This is a genomic window from Marinobacter sp. GH_1 (assembly GCF_048595985.1).
Taxonomy (GTDB): Bacteria; Pseudomonadota; Gammaproteobacteria; order Pseudomonadales; family Oleiphilaceae; genus Marinobacter; species Marinobacter shengliensis.
Genome location: NZ_CP184460.1, coordinates 2,318,620 through 2,335,680, shown reverse-complemented (window position 1 = coordinate 2,335,680; position 17,061 = coordinate 2,318,620). Strand labels below are relative to the sequence as shown.

Genomic DNA, 17,061 nt, shown 5'->3' with positions numbered 1-17,061 from the left:
GGGGGGCGAGGCCTTAGACGGTCCCCTCCTGCCGGCTGGCGCTGGCATACAGCTTCAGGTAGTCGGTACTGGTCACAATGCCTGATGGCTGGCCTTTTGCGTCAACGATCAGTGCCGCGTTCAATTGGTGTGCAAGCATAAGCCGTGCGAGTTGATGTGCGTCGGTTTCCGGAGAGGCGGTCAGGAAAGCTGGCAGTTCAACCTGAGACAGGCTCTGACTTACTGCTTGTGACGGGTTTTCGTGGAGCCAGGCGAGTAGCCAGCGCAGGTCAATCAGGCCTGCAACGTTGTGGTCGGCCAGGATGACCAGATGGTGCACATTGTTGTCTTCCATGCTGGACATGGCCTCACCCATGGAAGCCGTAGCGGGTACAGAGTACAGCGCCGGTGAGCAAATGGCGGAAACAGGCAGGTACACACGCTCCTCGCGCCGTTCTCCGGCGGCTGCGGCGCCATACTCCTGGAGTGCACGGTGGCGGCCGCTGTTAGCGGCCTGCTGAAACTCCGCGTCGGTTGCCTCGCTGTGGCCCGGTGAAATCGCGCCGGATTCCGTCAGCTCGGTGACGTCGCCAACGCGACGGCTTCGCAAGGCTTCCGGCAATCGGGTGCCGATTGGTCGCCCCGGCTCACTTACGTGAATAGACATTCCACTAACTCTCCCATGTGACTGCTGCAACATCCCAATGCAGAGCAGCTCCTCTAATGGTAACGGCTGAATGTCACAAAACTGTAGGCCGGCTTCATTACGCCTGGGTAAGTGTCAGGTTCGGTATAGCCGCCCCGTTTCCAGTCGCTTTGAGAGCGGCGCAGGCAAGCAGTGGGGCTGGCCGCTGATAACATCTGCCAGATATTCTGCCAGCAAGGGTGCCCAGACCAACCCTTTGCTGCCCAGGCCGGTCAGCAGATACAGGTCGTTAAGGTGGTTCCCTTCGGTGTCCCGCATGTGGCCGGCCACAGGCTGGTAATCGTGCGTGGTACAGCGAAAGGCCACTCGCCCTTGCAGCTGATCGGGATCTGGCACCGATTCTTTGGTTACAGACGGCAGAATCCGTTTTAGCTCGTCAAGGTTTTCCTGGTGGCCTGCGGGGGTTGGGTAGGGGGTCTCGTCCTTAAGGTCAAATGTCGCCCCGGTGACTGCACTGCCGCCTTGAACAGGGTTGAGATACTTTGTCCCGCAGATCACCGTTTGGGGTAGGTTGAAGTCTGCCTCCGGTAGTTCAGTAACCTGACCGCGGATCGCTTTCAAACGGAGCTGCCCGGCTACGGGCACCAAGGCGGGGCTTTCGTGGCCTCCGGCAATGATCACCGCGTCTGCGCGGCAGTCTTCGCCAGAGTGATTGCGGATACACCATTGATTGTTACATGGCAGAAGGTTGACGACCTGGTAACTGAATCGTGTTTCGATCAGCGGGTGCTCAGCCAGCTGCTGACAGGCCTTTGCAGGCTCAAGCCAGCCAGAACCGGGAAACCAGAGACCGCCAGTATCGACGGGAATCCCTGCCAGTTCGCTCGCCCTGATTGCGTTCACGGGTTCCAGCAGATTATCCGGGTATTCATTGCGCTCGCAGAACCGCCGTTGGCGGTCAGCTTCCTGATCATCGGTCGCCAATTGCAGCAGCCCCGTTGGGTGCCAGAAGCGGTTTTGCCAGGGCCGATAGAAACGTTGGCTGAAACTGAGGGCAGTTGCGGCAAGCTCAGTCTGTGCGTTGTACTCCACACCAAGTTTTACATAGAGCGCGCCCTGGGGATTGCCAGATGCCGCAGAACCGGCGTGGGGCGCCTTGTCCAGCAGCAGCACCTGAACACCCCGTTCCGCCAGATTGCGGGCGAGCAGGGTGCCGGCAATTCCTGCACCGATAACAGCAACCGTGCCAGTTCTCGCCTCTTGATTAGTGGTATTCCCTGGCGCGTATATACCTGCAAGCATTTCCCGCTTGCGGCCAAAGCCGGGGACTTTTGCGATCTCGAAGTCGGCCTCTGCAAGGCTGCGTCGCACACGGCCAACGGCGGTAAACGTGGCCAGGGTCGTTCCGGGCTTGCTATGGCTGGTGATCAGACCAATGGCATCGTCCAGCCACATGTCCGGGTTTAACGACGGGGCGAAGCCGTCAAGGAACCAGGCATCGGCGAAAAAAGTGAGATCCTTCCAGGCATCCAGGACATCGCCAAAATACAGGGTCAGCCGAACCCGACCTCCGGCCAGCACCAGCCGGTGAGTGCCCTTGATCAGTGGAGGGTAATGTTCGATAAGCTCCGTTGCCAGGGGGCTTAGCTCGGGCCAGTACGACAGCGCCTTTTCGAGGTCTTGACGGCGCAGGGGAAATCGTTCTACCGACACAAAGTGCAGTATGGCGTTGTCATCGGCCGGGCGCTGCTTTAACCATTCCGCCCAGGCGGCGAGAAAATTCAGGCCCGTGCCAAAACCGGTTTCAGCGATCACAAAGTGGCCGGTGTCTGGCACCTGCTGGAACCGCTCCGGCAACTGGTTATGCCCGATAAAAACATACCGGGTTTCTGCCAGGCCGTTGTCCCTGCTGAAATATACGTCTCCAAACCGGGTGGATTCGGGTACGCCGTCGCGCCAGATAAGATCTGCCGGCTCCATGGCCGGTGGCAGGCAGGGGGAGTGCATAGGGCTCAGTCTTCAATATTAACCAGAGTCACTTTCTCGATCACGACGGCCTGAACCGGAACATCCGCCATGCCCTGGCGATGTCCGGTTTGTACGCCGGCAATCTTGTCGATCACGCCCATGCCCTCGGTGACTTTGCCAAAGACCGCGTAGCCCGCACCCCGCACACCAGCATTCAGGAAATCGTTTTTGGCGACGTTAACAAAGAACTGAGAGGTTGCTGAGTTTGGGGAGCTGGTTCGGGCCATGGCCACGGTGCCCCGAAGATTAGGCAGGGTTGCTGAGGCTTCGTTAACGATGGGGTTTTTGGTCTGTTTGCGGGCCATGGTTTCGGTTAATCCGCCGCCCTGAATCATAAAGCCGGGAATCACCCGGTGAAAGATCGTACCGTCGTAGAATCCGTCTTCGACATAGGAGAGGAAATTCTCCACGGTTTTGGGGGCTACGTCAGGGCGCAACTCAAGCTCAAAGGCCCCTTCAGAGGTAACAAAGCGAACCTTCGGCAGTTCTTCGGCCTGAATAGGAGTGGCCAGCATCAGGGCAGCGATGGCGGCAAACAGGACGGACATCACAGTTAATACGGGTTTTACGGTATTTGTCATTTCAGAGGCTCTCACAGTTTCAGTTGTTATCAGGAATCCTGAGACAATCCGGATAGAACAAAATTAGCGAAGATCTTAACAGATCCTTACCTGAATAAGTGCAAATCAGAACAGCGTAGGCCAGGGGATTGGGCTACGCTTTAATCATTATCAATACCGGGCCTGGTTGTACGGTGATCACTCTGAATGCGGGAGGAGCCTAGTGAGAATCCGTAAGGGGTTTGAAGAAAAGTCCCGGCTTGGCCGGTTGTTGATCAATCGTGGCTATTTGTCGGAAGGTCAGCTGGACGAGGCGTTGTTGTTGCAGCGGGAAACCGGGCAGCGCCTGGGCGAAGTGTTGATCGCCGCTGGCTGGGTGACTGACAAGGAACTGCATCGCGTTCTCAAACACCAGGCCCGTTATCGTAATGCGGCAGCGCTGGTTACCATGGTGACGTTGCCGTTTCAGCCGTTGGTGTCGCTGGCGGCCGGCAATACCAGCGCGGCATCCATGCCTGCGCAGGCCGGTCAGTTATATGAAAAGGGGGGCTTTGCGCCTCTGTCTGACAGCGATATGGCCGGCGTAACGGCTCAAAGCAGTGTGGGTTTGCTGGAGCGTATTGAAACGGTTGCCGCAATGCCGGGAAATGCTGGCGGCGCGGTTGATGACCCGGAACTCGCCGGACTCGATTCAGTAGAGGGAATCAAGCTGGCCGCCAACATTTTTGTGCCAGTGCTCAGTTTCCTCGATTCCGACCTGACCATCTCTGGTGTTCACTACAGGGAGGGTGAGCCCCGCTATTCCATTCGAGAGGATGGCGCCTTGAGGCTGGCGTTTCCCGAACGGATTGAGGAGATCCGGATGGACAATATCCGCGTGAGTGGCAATCAGAGTCCATCCATGGGGAACGTCAGCATTCACAACATACGGTTTCATCCGGATTCCCAGATGACGATCTACACCCGTTAATGAACGGGTAAGGTGAATCTAACGAAAAACGCCCGGATAGCTCATCCGGGCGTTTTTGTTTGCCGGGTCGGTCAGGCGCTGGCCAGAATGTTGCCGCTGGATACACTGGTTTGTTCGCCCTTGGCGCCATAAAGCTTCTGTTGGGCAGAGGCGCCACGGAAGATGTCCGTGAGCCTCGTCAGGCGTTTTTGAAGGTGTCCGACAACACGACCGTTGTTCTGGTTCAGTTCCTGGCAGGCACGAAGGCGCCCATCGGCGGTTTTCCAGAGTTGGTAAAGGTCTTCCATACCACCGGCACGGATAAACCTCGAGGGCTCGCCGGCATCCGGTCGGTACCCCATGTTCACCAGCAGGCGGATCTTTTGTTTCGCACGCTCACGGATATCCGTCAGGATGTTGTTTTTCTGAGTGGTGATTTCCTGGAGCGGAGCGATGTCGGAGGACGCCAGGAGTTGTTTTTCCTGGTTGAGAAGATCCGCCAGGGTTTCAAGCTGGCGGATGTCTTCTGAGAGAAGGGTCTTCAATTCAATGATTGCAGCCATGTTTTACTCACCCGAAAATGCTTTTATCCATCTCAAGCATTTTCTGGGCCAGTTTCTCTGCATCAATTTTGTAGGTGCCATCTTCCAGTGCTGCGCGAATCTGCGCAATGCGGTCGTCGTCCATTTCCGGGTAATCGCCCAGTTTCTGTTCCAGCTGCTTCAGGTTTTTGGCCTGATTGCTGAGACTGACGTTGTCGCCGCGGGCAGCCGTGCTTTGAGCCTTTGCCTGCTCTCCAGCCGTGGAGGGCGTACTCTGGCTGCCTGTTGCTTTGTCGGCCGTGGTTCTGGTGGTGTTGACCTGGCCGGGGCCAATTCCATTTAAGTCAACTGACATAAGGATACCTGCTTGCCTGTGGCCACCTTCAGAGGCGGCGGAATCGAGTTTATATCTGCTTATCGGCAGCGTTTAGCCGACCTTTAGAAAAAAACGGAAAAAATTTGCCGCTGGGCACGGATTTTCCGTTACATGGCAATTTCCACCCGGCCAGGAGCCGTGACCGTTGCCCGAACCGTGCGTGCTGATTGCAGATTCTCAACCATCACTTGCTCGCCGACACTGGCACTGGCCAGCGCCTTGCCTCGGGAACTGACCGAGAACACCGCGGATTTGGCAGTGATGATAACATGATCGCCCCGCTCAACGGCATTGGGAGCTTCGAGCAGATCTGGCGTCAGCACCGACCCTGCATTAACTGGTCGCCTCACCAGCATGCCGGATACCTGTTCAATATCTGTGAGAATGCCCCGGCGGCTGGCGTTGATCTGCACCTGTTTTTCCTGCAAAAGTTCACCGCTGATGCGCTCACCGCGGGCCAGAGGCCGAGCCGCCACAAGGGCAGGGCCGTGTACTTCGACACTGGCTGTGACGAACATCCGCCATGGCCGCTCCCCGGCACAGGACACCATCACCGATGGCGATGTGGTACGTAGGGGATCGTTGGTAAACGCGGTTTCGAGTGCCTGTTCGCAAGCAGCCAGGCTAAGCCGGCTGTCGATGCTGCCGACGGTGAAGTTCACCTCGTACTGTTGCTGGCGCTGCTCGTCGGCCCAGGTTTCGATAAATTGACCGGCGGCATCGCGTATCTCGCTTGCAGTGGTGGCCGCAGCCGCGGCGTTCAGGCCCAGGGTCGATAGGCAAAAGGTCGCTAAAAAGATGGTTCGCATCTGCACTGCTTTGTCCTATGCTGTCAGTTAGGCATATTTACGCGAGTTCCGTTAAGGAAAATGGCGCTGGGGCCGTTAACCCTGATTGGACACCCGGCGTCAATGTTTTGGTCCGGGTTCGCGTAAGCAAGTTGTTTAATAATAACTGAGCAAATTCTGTGCCGATCGTTGGCATGCCGGGAGTAGAAAGTTATGGCAGGGGTGTTGGACAGCGTTAACCAGCGTACGCAGTTGGTTGGTCAGAACCGGCTTGAGCTGTTGTTGTTCCGTTTGCGGGGGCGGCAGCTATACGGGATCAACGTTTTTAAGGTGAAGGAGGTCCTTCAATGCCCGAAATTGTCATCGATTCCTAACAGCCGCCAGGTGGTTCGGGGCGTGTCCCATATCCGTGGCGAGACCATCCCCATCATCGACCTGAGCATGGCCATTGGCATGGCAGGCATTCCACAGGAAGAGCTGGCAACAAGCTTTGTCATCATTACCGAGTACAACCGTAAAACTCAGGGCTTTCTGGTGACTGGTGTCGACCGGATCATGAATATGAACTGGGAAGATATCCTCCCGCCACCCAAGGGGGCTGGCAAGGATGTGTACTTGACGGCGGTCACCAAAATTGATGACAAACTTGTAGAAATCATAGATGTAGAAAAGATTCTTGCAGAAGTTTCTCCTCTCAGGGAAGATGTCACCGAAGAGCTGAAAACTCGCAGCGCCGAGCGTGTGCCCGGGCATTTGCCGGTACTGGTTGTTGATGATTCGTCTGTGGCGAGGCGCCAGATCGAGCGCTGCCTGACCGCGATCGGAATGGAAGTGGTCACCAAGAATGACGGCAAACAGGCGTTGAACTACCTCAAGGAGATTACGGGGGATGGTTCCACTGCCCGAGACCACTTATCGTTGATCATTTCCGATGTGGAAATGCCGGAGATGGACGGTTACACCCTCGTTACCAGAATCAAAGAGAATCCGGCGCTCAGCGGCATGTATGTGATGCTCCATACATCCCTGAGTGGCGTCTTTAACCGGGCGATGGTTCAGAAGGTCGGTGCCGATGATTTTATGGCGAAATTCAGCCCGGATGAGCTTGCCGAGCGCGTGATGGAAATTATTGACCAGAATTGATGCCTCGGCTCATGGACTTACCCACGATAGAGATCCAATGAAAGCGGAAATTACGCCTCAGGAATACGAAGCCTTCAAGACATTCCTGCAGGACGCTTGTGGCATTCTGTTGGGTGACAACAAGCAGTACCTGGTGAAGAGCCGTCTACGCAGGATTCTTGAGGAGAACAACCTGAATTCACTGGGTGAGCTTCTCGATCGCTTGAAGCGGGTGGGGCGCAGCGGCCTGCGTGAGCTGGTTATCGATGCCATGACCACCAACGAGACCCTCTGGTTTCGGGACAACCACCCATTCCGTATTCTTCAGGACAAGCTGTTGCCGGAGTTCGCCGAGCGCAATTCGCTCCAACCGCTTCGTGTCTGGTCTGCCGCCTGCTCAACCGGGCAGGAGCCCTACTCGGTAGGCATGGTGGTGGACGAATTCCGGCGCATTCGCCCCGGCAAGCTGCGTGACGTAAAGATCACTGCGACCGATATTTCCAAAAGCGTGCTGGAAGTGGCCCGGCGGGGTGAATATGAGATGATTGCAATAGGTCGCGGGCTTTCCCCGGAGCGGCAGAAGCAGTTTTTTACGCCCTCACCTAACGGCGGGTGGCAGATCAAACCGCAGATCAAGGCCATGGTGGAGTTCAAAGAACTCAACTTGCTTGAGCGGTATATGCTCGGCAAATTCGATATCATCATGTGCCGGAACGTGCTGATCTATTTTTCCGCAGACCTTAAAAAGGACATTCTTACCCGCATGCACGGGGCGCTGAATCCGGGCGGCTACCTGATTCTGGGTGCCTCTGAATCCCTGAACGGCCTGCCTGATCTGTACGAAATGGTTCAATGCCATCCCGGCATTATCTACAGGAAGAAATAATCCATGCCGTTGAATGTCTGGGTGCTGGTGGCGGCCCAGGCGCTGGCCATGTGCACCGCGCCTTTTATCGTATTTATTGGCTCTATTCAGGGACGACTGCTGGCGCCTGCGCCAGAGTTGGCAACCTTGCCGGTCGGGCTGGTGGTGGTCGGCACGGTTCTGGCCATAAAGCCGGCGACATGGTTGATGGAGCGGATAGGGCGCAAACAGGTGATGCTTTTCGGCGCACTTGCAGGCATTCTCGCAGGTTTGCTGGGTGCGTACGCTTCCTGGCAATCGCACTTTACCCTGATGTGCCTTGCTGCCGTTCTGGGCGGTTCGGGCCTGGCCGTGGTGCACCAGTATCGCTTTGCGGCGATGGAGTCGGTAGCGCCGGACATGGCCGGCTCGGCAGCTGCAAGAGTGCTGCTGGGAGGCCTGGTTGCGGCCTGGTTGGGGCCTGAAGTAGCTAGCCTGGGCAGTGGGAAATCTGAATCCTTCCCGTTCCTTTACAGTTGGGTCGGGTTGGCCGTTGTTCAGGCCCTGGCGTTTATCATTCTTGCGTTCGGGTATCGCGCCAAGGCAGAGCGGGTCCGGGAAACCGTGGTTGGCGGGGGTCGCCCGCTCAGGGAGATACTGGCAAATCCGCTGGTGTGGACGGCTATCAGCGGCGCCGCCATCGGCTATGCGGTGATGAGCTTTATCATGACTGCAACCCCCTTGAGCATGACCGAAATGGCCGGTCATGATCTGGATGATGCCAAGCGGGTTATTCAGTTACACATTATGGCCATGTATCTTCCGTCTCTTATTTCTGGTTGGCTGACCCGTGTTGTCGGCATCCCCTTGATGATGGCGGCGGGATTATTGGCCTACCTGGCGTGCATTCTGCTGGCGGCCAGCGGTATCAGCTTTCATCATTATTTGTGGGCGTTACTGCTGCTGGGCGTGGGTTGGAATTTCCTGTTCGTTGGCGGGACAACCCTGTTGCCCCAGGGTTACCAGCAGTCTGAGCGTTTCCGTGTGCAGGGCCTGAATGACATGATGGTGTTCACGGCTCAGGCGACAGCGGCCTTGAGTGCTGGCGCTGTACTGGCTTCGGTTGGCTGGGCAAGCCTGCTACTGGTGGCGGTACCATTATTGGTGCTGCACAGTGTGTTGATGTCGGTTTGGTTGCTGCGGTCACGAAGAGCCACCACAAACTAGGTTTACGCCATGGATCAGCTCAATCTCAGGCATCTCTATTATTTCTGGGTCATCAGCCGTGAGGGCTCGATTGCCAAAGCCAGCGAGCTGCTCGATCTTGCGCCGCAAACCCTGAGTGGCCAGCTTGCCACGTTCGAGGAATCAGTCGGAGGGCAGTTGTTCAGCCGGGAAAGGCGGCGTCTGGTCCTGACTGAACTGGGGCAATTGGTTCAGTCCTACGCCAACGACATTTTTGCACTGACTGGGGAGCTGTCTGAAACCTTGCGTCTGGCCCCCGCTGATCGCCCTCTGAGATTAGCGGCCGGCGTTTCGGCGTCAATTCATAAGCTGATTGCTTTTCAGTTGTTGCAGCCGGCTCTGAAGCTGAACAGGCGAGTCAACCTGGATTGCCGGACAGGTCGCGCGGAAGATTTGCTGCTCAGTCTCAAACGCAAAGAACTCGACGTCGTGCTGACAGACCGTATGCCTCAGACCGAAGCGGTCACAGATCGCTTCGCGGTTCATCCCCTGACATCGTCTACCATCAGTTTGTTTGCCGCCCCGGAGATGGCTGGGCGGCTTCGGGACGACTTTCCGGCCTCTCTCAATCATCAGCCCTTGCTGGCCAACGCCACGGATGCGCCGTATTTTCAGAAGTTGATGAACTGGCTGACCATCAGCAATGTCAGGATGGACCTGGTGGCCAGGGTAGACGACAGCGCGTTAATCAAGGTGTTCGGACGGGAAGGGTTGGGCGTATTTGCGGCGCCAACGGCGATAAAGGAGGAAGTGTGCCGCCAATATCAGGTGGAGGAGATTGCTCCTGTCAAAGCGGTAACCGATCAACTCTACGCCATCACCCGAAGCCGGAAGGTTGCCCATGAAGGTGTGCGGGCAATCTGTAGCGGCTTTGATTTACCTCGATAATATCGATGATTCTTGCTCAATAAATCTTATTTTCTCGAAGTCTTCGGCGGCGCATGATTGAACTGTGTCTGGCAACCTCTGAAGGAGTATCGCCATGAAAACCATTCACAAGTTCCGTCTTGAGCCTGGAAAAGAGCCGACCACGTTGACCCTGCGCGAGGGATGCAAAGTGGTTCGGTGCGAGTATCTGGTCGCCCAGAAGGCTGTTTTTCTCTGGGTGCAGCAGCCTCTGAGTGTTACGGTCCCGATGGTGGAGCGGCAGTTCAGGGTTGCCATGTCCGGCGAGCCGGTGCCAGATGCCTATGAGTACCTGGATACCGCCCTCGATCCCTTCGGACCAGAGGCCTACCATGTATTCGAAGTGCCGGCTGGTGAAGGGATGGCTATTGGTAATGGCCACGAACGATTCGGCAGTGATGAGTTTGGCCAACCCGGTTGGCGCACCAATCTCGCCTCTTAGCCAGGTGGTGTTTGATGATGTTGTTGTAGTCGGGATAGTGCTCTATTTCGGCCCCTCTCGAGGGGCCGCTTTTGGTTAAATCAATCTAAGGGGAGGTGACCGGTCTTCACCCAGATGACCGTTTCCTGGTCAACAAACGGGTGATGCTGGCTCAGGTGTGGGCTACGTAACCAGGTTCCCTCGGGATAACGGCCATGCTCATCGCAGAACTCTCCGCTAAGTACAAAGATTTCCTCACCACCAAAATGCCGATGGGGTTGAAATACTTCATTGGCTGGCCATTTAACCAGTGCCACATGCTCATGCTCGAACTCATGCAGCGGCATTACCTGCAGTCCGCCAATGCCAGGCAACCATTCTGCGTTGTTGGTATCGACACGAACCGTGGCCGTATCCCATTGATCAAATTGGTGAAGCTTCACCAATAACGTACAGCCTTGTTCACTGTAAGGTGCATGCCCGCTACCGGGCGGATTGCGCAGGTAAGTTCCAGCCGGGTAATGGCCGGTTTCATCCGAGAATACCCCCTCGAGAACCAGGATTTCCTCGCCCCGCGGATGCTCGTGGCGAGCAAAGGCGGAGCCCGGCAGGTAACGAACCACGCTGGTAGCATGGCCCCGTTCGGCTTCCTCCCGGGCCAAGGGCTTACGTTCAACCCCGGCGGCGGGGCTGGCAACCCAGGGTTGCTCGGCAGTATGAATCACCACCCGCTGGGAGAAATCCATATTCAGCATGAACACCTCGTTGGTTCGGTTATTTGATCAACGCCTGAATATCCCGGAAACGGGGATGCTTGCAATGCACCATCCACTCGAAAGCCACCATCTCGGTGGTGACAATCCGGGCGCCACTCTGGTGCAGGCGGTCAAGTGCGACATCCCGGTCGAAGTCGTTACGGGAGCCGGTGGCATCCGCTACCACCCATACTTTATAGCCGGCATCCAGCAAACTCAGCGCCGTTTGCAGCATACATACGTGGGTTTCACAGCCGCCGATGACAATTTGCTGGCGCCCCTCCGGTAGCTGATCAATCAAACCGTCCGGACAGGCATCAAAGTGATGTTTGCCCACCGTGACGTTGCACAGTTCCCGCACCGACTCAACATTCGGCCCCAACTTCTCGGGTAGCTGCTCCGTGCCCACCACCGGCACCTCCAGCAACCCTGCAATGGTGGCCAGCAAGGTACAACGATCAGCCACTTCAGCGCCCTGGCTTATGGCGGGCATCAGGCGTTCCTGAACATCAACAAGTAGCAGCGTGGATTGTTCTGCCTTCATCAGCATGATTTTTCACTCCGGGTTAAAGGATCTGGCTACAAGAATGAGCAATTATCCCCGTTCAAACAAATTTTTCAGGAATCTCGCTGGAGACAGTTGCCAAACGCCCCCAAAACCATTAAAGTTTGCGCCCTCAAATGAGCGACGACATCGCTGATTTGAAACAGTTTATTGGAGAGGTGGCCGAGTGGCTGAAGGCGCACGCCTGGAAAGTGTGTATACGTTAATAGCGTATCGAGGGTTCGAATCCCTCCCTCTCCGCCAATATGAAACCCCAGCAGGAATGCTGGGGTTTTTTGTTTCTATATCCCCCCTCATCGGCTTCCCCGAGTCTCCTTAAACTGACCTCCGTCAAACCACTTTTTGTCTCTATCACTTATTCTGCTCTGTTAAACTCTATGGCATAACGTTATTCCAAAACGGAGATAAGAGATGAAGAAAGCCAAACTTGCGATCTGTGTTGCCCTGGCAGGCATGGCGTCTGCCCCCGCATTTGCCCAAAAGGTCGAGATGCCTGACCTGGACGTGCGTGTGTATGGCTTTATCAACATGGCCATCATGCATTCCGACACCGGCAATGGTTCCGAGCAGTACATCGTGGACAACGATTATGCTTCCAGCCGTGTGGGCGGTGTGATCAGCACGGATCTCCCGGACACCGGCCTGAAGGTGGGCGCTCATCTGGAGTGGGAATACCAGCATAACCCGTCGAATCTGGTGACACCGGAAAACCGCTCCATCAAGGGCGACTTTGATGAGCGCATTATCAGCCTGTTCGTTGAGGGTGCATACGGAAAGTTGACCTTAGGGCAGGGGCCTGGTGCGGCTGATGGCGCGACCGAAGCCGACCTGTCTGGCACCAAGGTCGTCACGTTCCCGGATCTCGCATTGGTAGGCGGCGCCCTGCCGTTTGTGGAGAAGAGTGGCGGCGCTAGCCCGACGGTTTTTCAGTCTATTCGAAGTCAGGATTTCGAGTCCCGCTACGACCGTTTGCGTTATGACAGCCCGAAGTTTGGGCCTGTAAGCCTGGCTGTCAGCCAGGGCTATAAAGGCGAGCAGGACATCACGGAACTTGCCGCTTCCTATAACGAAAACATTGATGGCCTTGGCCGCTTGTCTGCCTCTGTTGGTTACTCCACCAAGGATGTAGGGGGCGCCGCAGGTGATCTGGAGACCATCGGAGGCTCGGTTTCCTGGTTGCACGATACCGGTATCAACCTGGGTGTGGTGTACTCGAACACCGAAAACGATGCAGGTCGTGACTCTGACTTCAGCATGTTAAAGGTTGGATACAAGACTGGAAAGCATGCCTTTACAGTGCATCGTGCCCAGGGCAAGGACTTTAATCCGGTTGTTGTAACGCCCGGAGCAAACGAAGGTGACCCTGAGGTTCGTACAACCATTGCGGGCTCCGATGTTGAGGTCTTCGGCGTCGCTTACGTCTATCAGCCCATCAAGCGTCTCGAGATCTACGCCGTCTATAACAATTTCGCACTGGATGCAGATGCCGGTGACTACGATGATGTACGTGTTGCGATGGTTGGTAGCCGTTTTCACTTCTGACGTTAAAGCGCTGCTTGGGGTTTAGTTCCATTCGTCTCGCAGCGATCCTGGGCTGAACCCCTGATTTGCGATTGCCTTGCCAACTTTACGGGGTGATCTTGCATAAGTCGGTCGTAGTCAGCTGGTGCATATTCCCGAAAATTGGTTTACTGTTGGTTACACAGGTTTGATATACAGTAACGTTTAAGCATTCATGAACAGGGACAAACATGGCGACCATCAATCCATCTCAGGAAGAGCTCCGCAAAGTTTTGCAGGAAACCCCCAAAGATCAGCCCGTTGTGATGCTGAATCTTTTACGGTTTCGCGACCGGGCTGCTTACCAGGATGACGCTCACGATTGTTCAGGCCGTGATGCCTACAAGCGGTATATGGAAGAAGCTGCGGAATGTGTTCGCACCGTTGGTGCTGAAGTGATCTGGTCGGGCCGCTCTGTAGGTTCGCTGATTGCTCCGCCCGATGAGTCCTGGGATCAGGTTTTGCTGGTGCGCTACCCGTCGATCAATGCCTTTCTGGCCATGATTGAGAGCCCGGAATACAAAGGTGTGGTCAAGCACCGCACGGCGGCTCTGGAAGATTCCAGGCTGGTTGCCAATGTTGAAGGCACGCCTTGATCTAAGTGAGCCAGCCCGCCTGCTGAATGGTCATGTAAACGGCGGTCCCCGCTGCTATGGAGAGAAGCGCGTTGCGCCGCCATAAATGAATGATGACCACCAGCAACCCTGGAACTAAGGCGTCCAACCCTGGCGCGCTGGCGTTCCAGTTTGCCGACCTCTGAAGAAAAATCACCGCAAGCAATGCCATGACAGCTGCCGGTAGAAAGCGGCCGATATGCTTTACCAGGGGGTGCTCGGTGTGGCGCTCGAAAAACAGGAACGGCACCACACGGGTTGCAAAGGTTGCACCTGCAGACACCGCAATGAAGGCCGCCAGATAATACTGCTCAGCCATGGCTTACCTCACCGCCATTTGTGCGCTTGTGTAGCTTCCAGTAGTGGAGCAGCAGGGTGGTTGTGACCAGGGTAATCGCTGCAATCAACTGATGGGCTGGCGGTACCAGCAACATGGCCAGGCCCGCCGCCAGTGCGCCCGCCCAGAGCGGAAAAGTGTTGCCCAAGGCCTTGTATTGCTCAATGGTCAGAACGATGAACAGCGCTACCAGTGCAAACTCAATACCGGTGCTGTCGAAAGCGACCAGCTCACCAAGCAGGGCACCAATGGCGCAGCCCGTTATCCAGTAAAGCTGGTTGAACAGCGTAATTCTGAAATCAATGGCTTGTTCGTATTGGCGATCAGGTGTCCTCGGCCTGCTGGTAAGCAGCGAGTAGGTTTCATCGGTGAGACCGAATATCAGATAGCCCTTGCGCCAACCGGCACCGCGGAACTGCCCCAAAAGAGAAAGCCCATAAAACAGGTGCCTGGCGTTAAGCACGAACATGGCCACAGCCACTTCCAGCAGTCCGGCACTTGCGGCCAGCAGGCTAACAGCGAGTATCTGGCCAGACCCTGCATAAATAACCAGACCCATCAGGGGCGCAACCCACCAGGCATAGTCCAGCTGCGTGGCGAACAGCACGCCGAAGGCCATGCCCAATGGCAGATAACCAAACAGGATCGGCAGTGTCAGTCGGAAGGCGTTCTGGTTCATTAGCATCCAAACGTTATGAAAGCGGCGATGATAGTGAATTGGAACAGGGTTTTGAAGTGCGCAAAAAGGCGCAATCAAGTATTTGACGCGAAATCCGAAATAAAAGTGTCATAAAACAGGCATACCCTCCACGGGTACCTTCCCGTCTGGAGTTGTCATGCTGTCCACCGTTCGAGCCCGCATCCTGTTCTTTGCTGTCCTTTCTCTTATTGCCGTCACAGGCCTGGCGGTTCTTTCCTGGATGATTATTCTCAAGGCCGAGGATGCCTCCGAGAATCTCATGCGCAACAATCTTCAGGACACCTGGGTGCTGATGGATCTTGAGCAGGATCATCGCCGGCTTCAGGACCTGGCTTTCAAGATAAAGGCGCAGTTACTGTTATGGGATGAGATCGAGACGGAGTTTGACTATCTGGACACCGCTTTGCGTGACCATTGGAAGCGTGTGCAAGGGGCTGAGCGTTTGCGCAATTGGGCTGTCGATCATCAAGGCGAGTTTGATCGGGTGTTGGCTCTGATGGGCGACATGGACAAGGGTATTGAAGAGAAAAGTTACTACCGGGTAGGCCAGGTGGTCGATTTTCAGCTGTTTCCTGCGCTGGAGCCAATGCTGGAGGCCATAAACCAGCAACAGGCTGCCAGTCGGGACGATGTGGCAGCTGGCGCGGACGATTTGCTGGCGTTCCTCTCGGGGCAGAGAGTTGTTCTTCTTGGGGGCTCCCTGGCGTTCCTTGTGGTGGTCGTGGCCATGACCCTGTGGCTCAGACATTCGGTCATTTTGCGGCTGCAATACATGGAGCGGGAATTGATGGCAATGGAGGCCGAGTCTGACTTGTCACGAACGCCGGAGGTGGGCGGCCGCGACGAAGTGGCGGGCGTTGCCGGTGCGCTGGAAAGCCTCGTGCGACGATTTGAGGGTTTCATTGGCGATATCCGTCGTGCAGCGGCCGGCCTGGATGAGCGTTCTGCGGCGCTTGATGAGGGGGCTGAAGCCTTGCAGCGTGCCTCAGAGGAAACGGGACAACAGATCAGTGATGTCAGTGCGTCGATGACTTCAATTGCTGATCAGGCATCGCAGATTGAGCAAGCCACAGAGCTGTCGGCAGTCACTGTCCGGCAGGCCGTGGTTGCCAATGTGGAAGTGCAGGGCGGTTTGCGGAACAGCGAGCAGGCGGCAGAGCATACGGTTGAGGTGATAGCGCGGGTTTCCGAGTCCATTCACGCCCTCAATGACTCGACGGGCAAGATCGAACAGGTAATCGGTGTGATTGCCGATATTGCGGAACAAACCAATTTGCTGGCGCTGAACGCCGCCATAGAAGCTGCCCGGGCCGGTGAGCATGGTCGGGGATTTGCAGTGGTGGCAGACGAGGTGCGCACACTGTCCCGAAGGACGGCGGAGTCCACCAGCAACATCCGCCAGTGGGTGCAGGACCTTGTAACAGGCGTTGGTAGTGTCGATGGGCTTCTGGCGGAAATGCGAGAAGCGGGGGAGTTGAACCAGAGCAACCTCTTGGCGCTTAAAACTCACCTGGAGCGACTGAAAAACCAGTTCGATGAGCTGGAGCAGCACAGCGATCATATCCGCAGTTCCATTGGCCTTCAGCACGAGGAAATCGGCAGGGTAGGCCGCCGGGCTGTCTCATTGTCTGCCAGCGCTGACACCCTGACGGAGAACGTGGACAATGCGCGTCGGGTGAGTGAGTCGCTCAGGCAGGAGTCTGTATCTATGCGGCAGCTGGCCTCCGGCTTTCGAACCCGGTATGCGGATCAATAGCATGTGTCTCCAACAACGGGGGTTCTGATCGTCGCCATAAAACCGTAACATACAGCGACTGATTGGAGGTTTTATGAGTGACGAAGCAGCGCAGCAGCCGGAAGCGGACCCCCGGGAAGAGAAATTTGTGGTGGACGCCGGGTTGCTGACCGAAGACCAGCTGCAAGGGCTGGCTGAGGAGTACTGCACGCGTTACCACGGGTTGAACGACACCGAGAATCCACTGGCAGAGCGGGAGCGGGTGCTGTCTGCCGTGCGCCGGGGCGATCTGGTGGTCTGGTTTGATCCGGTCGAGAACACGGCTGGCCTTGGCAGCCCTTCCGCCGAAGTCTGAAAGCTTTTATTGGTTTGTCTGCAGGCTTTTGCCT

20 protein-coding genes and 1 tRNA gene are annotated in these 17,061 nt (G+C 56.2%); 11 read left to right on the top strand and 10 right to left on the bottom strand.

From position 1 onward, the window contains the following. Positions 1–13: 13 nt before the first annotated feature. The 3 genes from ACNSOI_RS10645 to ACNSOI_RS10635 form a co-directional block, all read right to left on the bottom strand. The gene (locus tag ACNSOI_RS10645) at positions 14–646 is read right to left on the bottom strand and encodes a CBS domain-containing protein (RefSeq protein WP_061332191.1); all 633 of its coding nucleotides are present in this window, start codon (positions 644–646) and stop codon (positions 14–16) included. Between the two features lie 114 nt (positions 647–760). After that, entirely contained in the window at positions 761–2,632 is a 1,872-nt protein-coding gene (gene mnmC / locus ACNSOI_RS10640) for a bifunctional tRNA (5-methylaminomethyl-2-thiouridine)(34)-methyltransferase MnmD/FAD-dependent 5-carboxymethylaminomethyl-2-thiouridine(34) oxidoreductase MnmC (RefSeq protein ID WP_420193996.1), read from the bottom strand. Positions 2,633–2,637: 5 nt separating this feature from the next. Further along, positions 2,638–3,234 (bottom strand): peptidylprolyl isomerase, encoded by a 597-nt coding sequence (locus tag ACNSOI_RS10635; protein ID WP_106695865.1) that lies wholly within the window; start codon positions 3,232–3,234, stop codon positions 2,638–2,640. Between the two features lie 202 nt (positions 3,235–3,436). Between ACNSOI_RS10635 and ACNSOI_RS10630 the strand changes: the two genes are divergently transcribed. Continuing rightward, positions 3,437–4,183, top strand: a complete 747-nt coding sequence (locus ACNSOI_RS10630; RefSeq protein WP_061332194.1) for a hypothetical protein — start codon at positions 3,437–3,439, stop codon at positions 4,181–4,183. 71 nt (positions 4,184–4,254) lie between these two features. Here ACNSOI_RS10630 and ACNSOI_RS10625 read toward each other — a convergent pair whose 3' ends face one another. The 3 genes from ACNSOI_RS10625 to flgA form a co-directional block, all read right to left on the bottom strand. Continuing rightward, on the bottom strand, positions 4,255–4,725 hold the full coding sequence (locus ACNSOI_RS10625; RefSeq protein WP_061332195.1) for a flagella synthesis protein FlgN: 471 nt from the start codon (positions 4,723–4,725) through the stop codon (positions 4,255–4,257). A 7-nt stretch (positions 4,726–4,732) separates the two neighbouring features. After that, on the bottom strand, positions 4,733–5,059 hold the full coding sequence (gene flgM, locus ACNSOI_RS10620) for a flagellar biosynthesis anti-sigma factor FlgM (RefSeq protein WP_106695863.1): 327 nt from the start codon (positions 5,057–5,059) through the stop codon (positions 4,733–4,735). 128 nt (positions 5,060–5,187) lie between these two features. Then, the gene (gene flgA / locus ACNSOI_RS10615; protein WP_171040053.1) at positions 5,188–5,889 is read right to left on the bottom strand and encodes a flagellar basal body P-ring formation chaperone FlgA; all 702 of its coding nucleotides are present in this window, start codon (positions 5,887–5,889) and stop codon (positions 5,188–5,190) included. A 192-nt stretch (positions 5,890–6,081) separates the two neighbouring features. On the opposite strand from flgA, the gene ACNSOI_RS10610 reads away from it, so the two are divergent. From ACNSOI_RS10610 to ACNSOI_RS10590, 5 genes are all read left to right on the top strand, one after another. After that, complete coding sequence (locus tag ACNSOI_RS10610) at positions 6,082–7,011, top strand: chemotaxis protein CheV (RefSeq protein ID WP_058091162.1); 930 nt, start codon at positions 6,082–6,084, stop codon at positions 7,009–7,011. Between the two features lie 37 nt (positions 7,012–7,048). Beyond that, positions 7,049–7,876, top strand: coding sequence for a CheR family methyltransferase (locus ACNSOI_RS10605; protein WP_061332199.1), 828 nt, complete (start codon positions 7,049–7,051; stop codon positions 7,874–7,876). Between the two features lie 3 nt (positions 7,877–7,879). After that, positions 7,880–9,061, top strand: a complete 1,182-nt coding sequence (locus ACNSOI_RS10600) for an MFS transporter (protein WP_420193995.1) — start codon at positions 7,880–7,882, stop codon at positions 9,059–9,061. Between the two features lie 9 nt (positions 9,062–9,070). Next, a complete protein-coding gene (locus tag ACNSOI_RS10595; RefSeq protein ID WP_152438259.1) occupies positions 9,071–9,967 on the top strand; it encodes a LysR family transcriptional regulator in 897 nt (298 codons plus the stop codon). Between the two features lie 94 nt (positions 9,968–10,061). Continuing rightward, a complete protein-coding gene (locus ACNSOI_RS10590; protein WP_061332202.1) occupies positions 10,062–10,427 on the top strand; it encodes a DUF7352 domain-containing protein in 366 nt (121 codons plus the stop codon). A gap of 80 nt (positions 10,428–10,507) precedes the next feature. On the opposite strand, the gene ACNSOI_RS10585 is transcribed toward ACNSOI_RS10590, so the two are convergent. Both ACNSOI_RS10585 and ACNSOI_RS10580 read right to left on the bottom strand, forming a co-directional pair. Continuing rightward, positions 10,508–11,161, bottom strand: a complete 654-nt coding sequence (locus ACNSOI_RS10585) for a cupin domain-containing protein (protein WP_420193994.1) — start codon at positions 11,159–11,161, stop codon at positions 10,508–10,510. A 19-nt stretch (positions 11,162–11,180) separates the two neighbouring features. Then, on the bottom strand, positions 11,181–11,711 hold the full coding sequence (locus ACNSOI_RS10580) for an isochorismatase family protein (protein ID WP_058091157.1): 531 nt from the start codon (positions 11,709–11,711) through the stop codon (positions 11,181–11,183). 167 nt (positions 11,712–11,878) lie between these two features. On the opposite strand from ACNSOI_RS10580, the gene ACNSOI_RS10575 reads away from it, so the two are divergent. The 3 genes from ACNSOI_RS10575 (at position 11,879) to ACNSOI_RS10565 (ending at position 13,882) form a co-directional block, all read left to right on the top strand. After that, positions 11,879–11,969, top strand: a tRNA-Ser gene (locus ACNSOI_RS10575). Positions 11,970–12,137: 168 nt separating this feature from the next. Next, on the top strand, positions 12,138–13,268 hold the full coding sequence (locus ACNSOI_RS10570; RefSeq protein ID WP_286250020.1) for a porin: 1,131 nt from the start codon (positions 12,138–12,140) through the stop codon (positions 13,266–13,268). 209 nt (positions 13,269–13,477) lie between these two features. Continuing rightward, positions 13,478–13,882 (top strand): DUF1330 domain-containing protein, encoded by a 405-nt coding sequence (locus ACNSOI_RS10565; RefSeq protein WP_058091156.1) that lies wholly within the window; start codon positions 13,478–13,480, stop codon positions 13,880–13,882. A gap of 1 nt (position 13,883) precedes the next feature. On the opposite strand, the gene ACNSOI_RS10560 is transcribed toward ACNSOI_RS10565, so the two are convergent. Both ACNSOI_RS10560 and ACNSOI_RS10555 read right to left on the bottom strand, forming a co-directional pair. Further along, positions 13,884–14,219, bottom strand: coding sequence for a branched-chain amino acid transporter permease (locus ACNSOI_RS10560; RefSeq protein WP_420193993.1), 336 nt, complete (start codon positions 14,217–14,219; stop codon positions 13,884–13,886). Continuing rightward, positions 14,212–14,916: an AzlC family ABC transporter permease gene (locus tag ACNSOI_RS10555; protein WP_420193992.1), complete on the bottom strand. Its 705-nt coding sequence runs from the start codon at positions 14,914–14,916 to the stop codon at positions 14,212–14,214. The genes ACNSOI_RS10560 and ACNSOI_RS10555 overlap by 8 nt, the downstream gene beginning before the upstream one ends. A 157-nt stretch (positions 14,917–15,073) precedes the next feature. Between ACNSOI_RS10555 and ACNSOI_RS10550 the strand changes: the two genes are divergently transcribed. Both ACNSOI_RS10550 and ACNSOI_RS10545 read left to right on the top strand, forming a co-directional pair. Next, positions 15,074–16,693, top strand: coding sequence for a methyl-accepting chemotaxis protein (locus ACNSOI_RS10550; RefSeq protein WP_061332207.1), 1,620 nt, complete (start codon positions 15,074–15,076; stop codon positions 16,691–16,693). A 73-nt stretch (positions 16,694–16,766) separates the two neighbouring features. Then, complete coding sequence (locus tag ACNSOI_RS10545; RefSeq protein ID WP_058091152.1) at positions 16,767–17,027, top strand: hypothetical protein; 261 nt, start codon at positions 16,767–16,769, stop codon at positions 17,025–17,027. Positions 17,028–17,061: the final 34 nt, after the last annotated feature.